This window comes from Holdemania sp., assembly GCF_986127675.1.
In genome coordinates this window covers 22,235-29,171 of the sequence record NZ_CFQZWI010000031.1, presented here as the reverse complement: position 1 = coordinate 29,171, position 6,937 = coordinate 22,235, and the positions used below count along the sequence as shown (strand labels likewise).

Sequence of the window (6,937 nt, the reverse complement as noted above, 5' to 3'; positions counted from 1 at the left end):
GATCCGAGCTGATGCAGTTGGACATGTAATAGCTGAACGAATAGAAATCCACCGTGCCCTCGCGCAGCTCCTTTAAATCCTGTTGAGTGATCTCAAATTCAATCCCGTGGCGTTCAAAGTAACGCTTTATATAATAAGGATAAACACCCTTGACCTGCACGTCGCCGCTGAAGCAGTTGCGCATCAGGTCTTCCTGCTGGGTCATCAGCACGTCATCCGGATTGCACGTCAGCGGATACACCGTGATATGGCAGATCATCGTGCCGAACTGGAAATCCGGATTGATCGCTTTGCCCAGCTTCACCGCCCGGGCGCTGGCGACGAACTGATGATGCAGCGCGGCAAACCGCAGGTTCGGGTTATCGACCTGATCGGTGAAGAACTCCGTTCCTTCGTTGAGGATGCCGGCATGATTCCAGTTACCCAGCTTGGTCGTCAGGCAGTTGATTTCATTAAACGGAATCCAGTATTTGACGACGTCTTTGTAACGCTCAAACAGAACCCGGCAGAAATTCAGATAATAGTCGATGCAGCGCCGGTCGGCCCAGCCGTTGCATTCCTGCGTCAGCGCGAACGGATTTTCATTGTGATAGATCGTAACCAGCGGCTCGATCCCCGCCGCTTTCAGCTCGGCGAACACGCGGTCATAGAACGCCAGACCGGCTTCGTTGGGTTCACTTTCATTGCCGTTGGGGAAAATCCGCGTCCAGTTGACGGACATGCGGAAGATATTGAAGCCCATTTCCTTGCACAGCGCGATATCCTCTTGATAATGATGATAGAAATCGACAGCCTCATGACTTGGATAGAAGTAGCGGTCTTCGTCGATCACCGGGGTGATCCGGCGCGGTTCTTTATGCGTGCCGTTAGTCATGACGTCGGAAATGCTGACGCCCTTGCCTTCGGCCTGCCAGGCCCCCTCGCATTGGTTGGCCGCCGAAGCAGCGCCCCAGAAGAAGTTTTCCGGAAAGCTTTTCAGTTGTTTCATTGGTTTACTCCTTTTCTTTGATTTACTGAACTAAATTTCATTTACATTTTCATTATAGAGCATGTAACCGGTTAAATCAATAAAAATAATTTCATTATTTATAGTTGACTAAATTATTATTCAGTGATAATCTGAAAGTGTAAAAATTAATTTACCAAAAAGGGGGATTCAGATGAGAGAAAAGATTGCAACACCCAAAGCACCGGCAGCGATCGGGCCTTATGCCCAGGCTGTCCGGCTGAACGATTTTTTATTCGCTTCCGGTCAGATTCCGGTCGATCCGGAAACCGGCGAGATCGCAGGCGACACGATTGAAAGCCAGACCCGGCAGGTGATGAAAAACATTCAGGCAATTCTTGAAGCAGCGGACATGACTGTCAGCGACGTTGTGAAAACGACATGCTTCTTAGCGGACATGAACGATTTCGCGGCGTTCAATCAGATCTATGGCGAAACCTTCACCCACTGCCCGGCCCGCTCCTGCGTCGCCGTGCGGGAGATTCCCAAGGGCGTCTTGTGTGAAGTCGAAATACTAGCGCATAAATAAGGAGGAAAACAGAATGAAAAACAAACAACTGGTCGAAAACATCCTCAAGCATGTCGGCGGCACCGCCAACATTGCCACCGCGGCTCACTGCATGACCCGCCTGCGCCTGAACTTAAAGGATACCTCGCTGGTTGACGAAGCAGCGCTCAATCAGGTCGAAGGTGTGATGGGCGTCGTCAACAAGGGGAAACAGACGCAGATCGTCATCGGCACCGACGTCGCCAACGTGTATAAGGATTTCATCGAACTCACTGGTCTTTCCGAAGAAGCGGCGGTCGAAGAAAATCTGGACGACGTCAAATCCGATCTGAAAAAGAAGAAGGGAAATCTTTTAACCGGCTTCTTTGAAACGATTGCGGGCATCTTCAATCCAATCGTTCCCGCACTGGCCGGCGCCGGCTTAGTCCGCGCCATTCTGACGATCGCCGTCGTATTCGGTCTGGACAGCTCCGGCAATACCTACTTTGTGATCAACACGATTGCCAACGGGATCTTTACCTTCCTGCCGTTCTTGTTAGCAGCTTCCGCCGCAAAGCAGTTCAAGATGAACCAGTTCGTCGCGCTGACGATCTGCGCGGCGATGATGTCGGGCAACTGGGCCGGCTTAATCGCGGAAGGTACGACGACGTTCTCCTTCCTGGCAATTCCGTTCACGGTTGTTAATTATTCGTCCTCTGTGCTGCCGATGGTCTTTGCGATCTGGTTTGCTTCCTGGGTGGAACGCATGATCGACAAATTCATTCCGGGCGCGCTGAAGATCATTCTGGTTCCGTGCTTAACGATGTTAATCGCGACGCCGATCGCCTTGATGACAATCGGGCCGGTCGCCAACTGGGTAGGCCTGCAGCTGGCGGCGGTTGTGACCGTTCTGTTTGAAAAAGGCGGCGTCTTCGCCGGTCTGATCTACGGCGGCATCTATTCTGCGATGGTTGTCCTGGGTATTCATCACGGCATGGTTCCGGTTCTGGTACAGGGCATCACGACGCAGGGCTTCAACTATATTTCGCCAGCCAGCGGTTCTGCGAACATGGCGCAGGCCGGCGCGGCATTCGGCGTCTGGCTGAAATCCAAGAACCCGAAGACCAAAACGATTGCGGCATCCGCCACGATCGCCGCGGTGACCGGCGTTACCGAACCGGCGATCTACGGCATCAATTTCAAGTTTAAGAAACCGTTTATGGCTGCGGCCATCGGCGGCGCCTGCGGCGGTGCATTCGCTTCCTTCTTCGCTTTGAAAGCCTATGCGATGGGCGGCCCGTCGTTCCTGAACTTTGCGATGTTCTTCGGCGACAATCCGAGCAACGTCTGGCTGGTCATGGCGGCGTTTGCGATCTCGTTTATCGTCTCCGCGGTGCTGACGGTCATCTTCGGCTTCGACGAAAACCGCTGAGTCCATCCCCTTTCCGCTGAACTGCCGGTCCCTCCCACGCCGACGGTTCAGCTTGCCGCTCCCTTGGAAAAAGGGACATAGTCTACAATGGATGATAAGAACAGGGCTGCGCCAGGCAGCCCCTGTTTCATAGAAAGGAAACAACACGATGAAAGAGAAAATGATTCCCGCTTTCCGCAAAGCCGAGGGCGGTCTGTTTACCGCTGTGGAAAAAGCCGACGTCGGCAGCGCCTATCAGGAAATGGAGAAACAGGGCGTCGCGTTGATGGGCTGGGCTGATCCGTTTATGCCGGACGCCTCCATGCCCAAGCACGTCGAGCAGGCGTTGATCGACGCGATCCGGCATCCGTCCGCGCCGCACTACACCGCACCAATCGGTTCCTCCCAGCTGAAAGCGAAGATCGCGGAAAAGCTGAAAACAAAGAATCACCTGCTTGTCGATCCTGAGCGCAACATTCTGATCACGCCCGGCTCGGACAGCGGTCTGTATTTCGCAATCCTGCCGTTTATCGAGGATGGCGACGAAGTTCTGATTCCCTCGCCCAGCTATCCCAACAACACGCTGAACATTGAAATCATGGGCGGGCGCGTCGTTCCCGTCCCGCTGCGTCCGGAAACCGGCTATCAGCTGGAAGCAGAGCTGCTGGAACAAACCGTCAGTGAAAAAACAAAAATGATCGTGCTGACCCATCCGAACAATCCGACGACGACCGTATATAACCGGCAGTCACTGGAAATTCTGCGGGACTTTGTGATCCGCCACGATCTGATTCTGGTCTGCGATCAGGCGTTTGAAGACTTTTGTTACGAGAACGAAATGATCACCCCGGCCGCCATGGACGGGTTGTTTGAGCGCACTGTGACGGTCTTCTCCTTTTCCAAGGGCATGGGCTTGAGCGGTTTGCGCGTCGGTTATCTGGTCTGCGGCGATGAGATCATGGATTCGCTGTACGCCAACGCGGTTTCCGTTTTGGGCGCAACCAACACCGCCTGCCAGAAAGCATTGATCGCCGCTCTGGAGGATCCGTCGTTTATGCAGGAATTTGAACGGGCGTTCGACGTCCGCCGGCATGCTGCGGAAAAGATTCTCAATTCCATCCCCAACGTGCACGCCGATCTGCCGCAGTCCGGCTTCTTATGCTGGGTGGACGTGTCCCGATTGGGCGATTCCTCGCAGATCGTGCAGTATCTGGTGAAGCACGCTCAAGTCGCCGTCAACGATGGGAAAAATTACGGCCCGGGCGGGGAAGGTCATCTGCGCATCGTGCTGGGCGTGTACCGGGACGACGCCAAGGTGATCGCCGCTTTAGAACGAATCAAGGCCGCGCTGATTCAGTGGCAGGAGGAAAACCATGTTTAATTTGTTGAAAAAGAAAGAAACCGAGCCGACGGTACTGGCTCCTTGCGATGGCCGGATCGTTCCGCTCGAGCAGGTGCAGGACACGACGTTCAGTCAGAAAATGATGGGCGACGGCTTCGCGGTCGTGCCTGCCGGAGAGTATATCGTCGCGCCGTTTAAAGGCACGGTGCTGATGGTCTTCCCGACGCTGCACGCGATTGGTCTGCGCGCGGAGGACGGCCTGGAGTTTCTGATCCACATCGGCATGGACACGGTGAACGAAAAGGGCAAGGGCTTCGAATGCTTCGTCCGCGAAGGCGATAAAGTGAAGCCCGGCACGACCTTGATTCACTTCGATCGGGAAGCGCTGCAGGCGAAAGGGTATGATATGACGATTCCCTGCGTGATCACCAACGGAGCGCAGTTCTCAATCACCCGCTTCATCACGGCGGAAAATGTCAAAGCTGGAAAAACAAGCGTACTTACATATAGCCAGAACCGGGGTTGATCATTTACAATAAATGGAAGAAAAGAGGAAAGACTATGGCTTATCAATCTGTCGACCTGACCCTGGTAGATCAGGAAATTCTGAACTCCTATTCCAACATGATCGAAGGGCTGGCCTGTTATCTGGGGGAAGGGTATGAAATTGTCCTGCACTCCTTGGAAAATTACGAACATTCCGTAATCAACATCATCAATGGATCGCATACCGGAAGAAAGATCGGTGCGCCGATCACCGATCTGGCGTTAAACATGCTGGAAAAAATCGAAAATACGAATAAGGATTATATCACCTATTTCAGCACGAACAAAAAAGGCGAACCGCTCAAATCAACGACGATTGCGATCCGCGGGGAAAAGCGGAAGATCATCGGCCTGCTTTGCATGAATTTGTATATGAACACCTCGCTGAATGATTTCGTAAAGACGTTAGTCCCGCAGACGCCGGGGTTATTAGGCCAGCCGGCGATGGAAAACTTTGCGGACAATTCCGACGAGCTGATCGAATCGACGCTGCGCAGCGTCCGCGAGCGGGTGATGAACGATTCGTCCATCGCGCCGTCGAATAAAAACAAAATGATCGTGATGGGATTGGATGATTACGGGATTTTCAACATCAAGGATGCGGTGATCAAGGTCGCCAATCTGTTGGACATTTCCAAGAACACCGTTTACATGCACCTGCGCAACAAACAGAATAACAAATAAGAAAATCTCCGGGAAGCCTGCGTTCTCCGGAGATTTTTTCAGATTGGGATGAGCGAATTCGACGTTATCAGCAGGATTGTTTCAGCAGGGTCTTCGCTTCATCGACGCTCAGCACTTTGCCATAAGAAACGACTTTCCCCTTCACAACCAGCGCCGGCGTGCTCATTACGCCATAGGCGGCGATCTCAGTCCAGTCCGTCACATGCGCGATCGGCCAGTTCAGCTTCAGCTCTTCCGCAGCCGTTCTGACTGCCTTTTCCAGCGCGGCGCATTTCGCGCAGCCGGAACCCAGAATTTTAATCCCGGCCTCCTCTTCGTTCGAATTCACCGTTGCCGCTTTGATGGAAGGCGTTTGACAGCCGCAAGCCTTCCCGGTCGTTTGTTTTCCAAAAATCCGCATTGCTTTTTCCTCCTTAGATTAAAAATCCCTGAAAGCCATTGAACAGATAACCGACCAGAATAATTCCAATCGTGCAGACGGCGATGAACACCGCCAGCAATTTCGGTTTCACAGCTTTTTTCAGCATGATCATCGACGGCAGGCTTAACGTCGTCACCGCCATCATAAACGCCAGGATCGTGCCCAACTGCGCCCCTTTGGCCAACAGTGCTTCCGCAACCGGAATCGTGCCGAAGATATCGGCGTACATCGGAACGCCGACTAAGGTCGCCAACACGACGCCCAGCGGATTCTTACTGCCCAGCAGCGCTTCGATCCACACTTCCGGAATCCAGTTGTGAATCACCGCGCCAACACCGACGCCGACCAGAATATAAGGAAACACCTTGCTTAACGTTTCCTGAACCTGTTGGCGGGCATAAGTCAGCCGGTCTTTGCGGGTCATTGCGACATCGTCCACTGTTCCGGCCCGGGCTGAACGGATGAAGTCCTCGACTTGATCCTCAAGCTGCAGCTTTTCAATCAAGGTTCCGCCCACGACTGCGATCACTAAGCCAATGATCACATACAGCACCGCAATCTTCGCACCGAAAATACTCATTAATAAAACCAGACTTCCCAGATCCACCATCGGCGATGAAATCAGAAATGAAAACGTCACGCCTAACGGCAGCCCCGCACTGGTAAAGCCAATAAAAAGCGGAATCGACGAACAGGAACAAAACGGCGTCACCGTGCCCAGCAGCGCGGCAATCAGGTTCGCCCCGACGCCATGAAAGCGCGTCAGGATTTTCCGGCTGCGCTCCGGTGGGAAATAGCTTTGAATATAAGAAATCAACAAGATCAGCAGACACAGCAGCACCGTGATTTTAATCACGTCATATAGAAAGAAGTGAACGCTCCCGCCCCATCTTGAGGTCACATCCAAACCCAACTTTTCCAAAAGCAAGCCAATCCCCTGATTCAGCCACCGCATTCCCAGAATCTGATCCTGAATCAGCGACAAAAGATTTTGTAAGAACTCCATTTTACACTTCCTTCCTCTTTCAGATCAAAATATT

Annotated in this window: 8 protein-coding genes; 5 read left to right on the top strand and 3 right to left on the bottom strand. The window is 52.8% G+C overall.

The window, feature by feature from the left end:
* Positions 1–988: glycoside hydrolase family 1 protein (locus AC5OW4_RS06770; protein WP_493676809.1), on the bottom strand; the 988-nt coding region annotated here is incomplete at its 3' end.
* Between the two features lie 172 nt (positions 989–1,160).
* Between AC5OW4_RS06770 and AC5OW4_RS06765 the strand changes: the two genes are divergently transcribed.
* From AC5OW4_RS06765 to AC5OW4_RS06745, 5 genes are all read left to right on the top strand, one after another.
* Complete coding sequence (locus AC5OW4_RS06765; protein WP_006058241.1) at positions 1,161–1,535, top strand: RidA family protein; 375 nt, start codon at positions 1,161–1,163, stop codon at positions 1,533–1,535.
* A 13-nt stretch (positions 1,536–1,548) separates the two neighbouring features.
* Positions 1,549–2,925 carry a PTS transporter subunit EIIC gene (locus AC5OW4_RS06760; RefSeq protein WP_195548030.1) on the top strand — a complete coding sequence of 459 codons (1,377 nt, stop codon included), beginning with the start codon at positions 1,549–1,551 and terminating at the stop codon, positions 2,923–2,925.
* Between the two features lie 148 nt (positions 2,926–3,073).
* Positions 3,074–4,285, top strand: a complete 1,212-nt coding sequence (locus tag AC5OW4_RS06755; protein ID WP_195548029.1) for a pyridoxal phosphate-dependent aminotransferase — start codon at positions 3,074–3,076, stop codon at positions 4,283–4,285.
* Entirely contained in the window at positions 4,278–4,772 is a 495-nt protein-coding gene (locus AC5OW4_RS06750; protein WP_195548028.1) for a PTS sugar transporter subunit IIA, read from the top strand. The genes AC5OW4_RS06755 and AC5OW4_RS06750 overlap by 8 nt, the downstream gene beginning before the upstream one ends.
* 35 nt (positions 4,773–4,807) lie before the next feature.
* Complete coding sequence (locus AC5OW4_RS06745; RefSeq protein ID WP_072683179.1) at positions 4,808–5,476, top strand: helix-turn-helix transcriptional regulator; 669 nt, start codon at positions 4,808–4,810, stop codon at positions 5,474–5,476.
* Between the two features lie 67 nt (positions 5,477–5,543).
* Here AC5OW4_RS06745 and AC5OW4_RS06740 read toward each other — a convergent pair whose 3' ends face one another.
* Entirely contained in the window at positions 5,544–5,876 is a 333-nt protein-coding gene (locus AC5OW4_RS06740; protein ID WP_195548027.1) for a thioredoxin family protein, read from the bottom strand.
* 13 nt (positions 5,877–5,889) lie between these two features.
* Positions 5,890–6,903: a permease gene (locus AC5OW4_RS06735; RefSeq protein ID WP_195548026.1), complete on the bottom strand. Its 1,014-nt coding sequence runs from the start codon at positions 6,901–6,903 to the stop codon at positions 5,890–5,892.
* Positions 6,904–6,937 lie beyond the last annotated feature (34 nt).

Coding starts and splice junctions, on each gene's coding strand:
- AC5OW4_RS06765 (WP_006058241.1), top strand. CDS start 1,161: ATGAGAGAAAAGATTGCAACACCCAAAGCACCGGCAGCGATCGGGCCT.
- AC5OW4_RS06760 (WP_195548030.1), top strand. CDS start 1,549: ATGAAAAACAAACAACTGGTCGAAAACATCCTCAAGCATGTCGGCGGC.
- AC5OW4_RS06755 (WP_195548029.1), top strand. CDS start 3,074: ATGAAAGAGAAAATGATTCCCGCTTTCCGCAAAGCCGAGGGCGGTCTG.
- AC5OW4_RS06750 (WP_195548028.1), top strand. CDS start 4,278: ATGTTTAATTTGTTGAAAAAGAAAGAAACCGAGCCGACGGTACTGGCT.
- AC5OW4_RS06745 (WP_072683179.1), top strand. CDS start 4,808: ATGGCTTATCAATCTGTCGACCTGACCCTGGTAGATCAGGAAATTCTG.
- AC5OW4_RS06740 (WP_195548027.1), bottom strand. CDS start 5,876: ATGCGGATTTTTGGAAAACAAACGACCGGGAAGGCTTGCGGCTGTCAA.
- AC5OW4_RS06735 (WP_195548026.1), bottom strand. CDS start 6,903: ATGGAGTTCTTACAAAATCTTTTGTCGCTGATTCAGGATCAGATTCTG.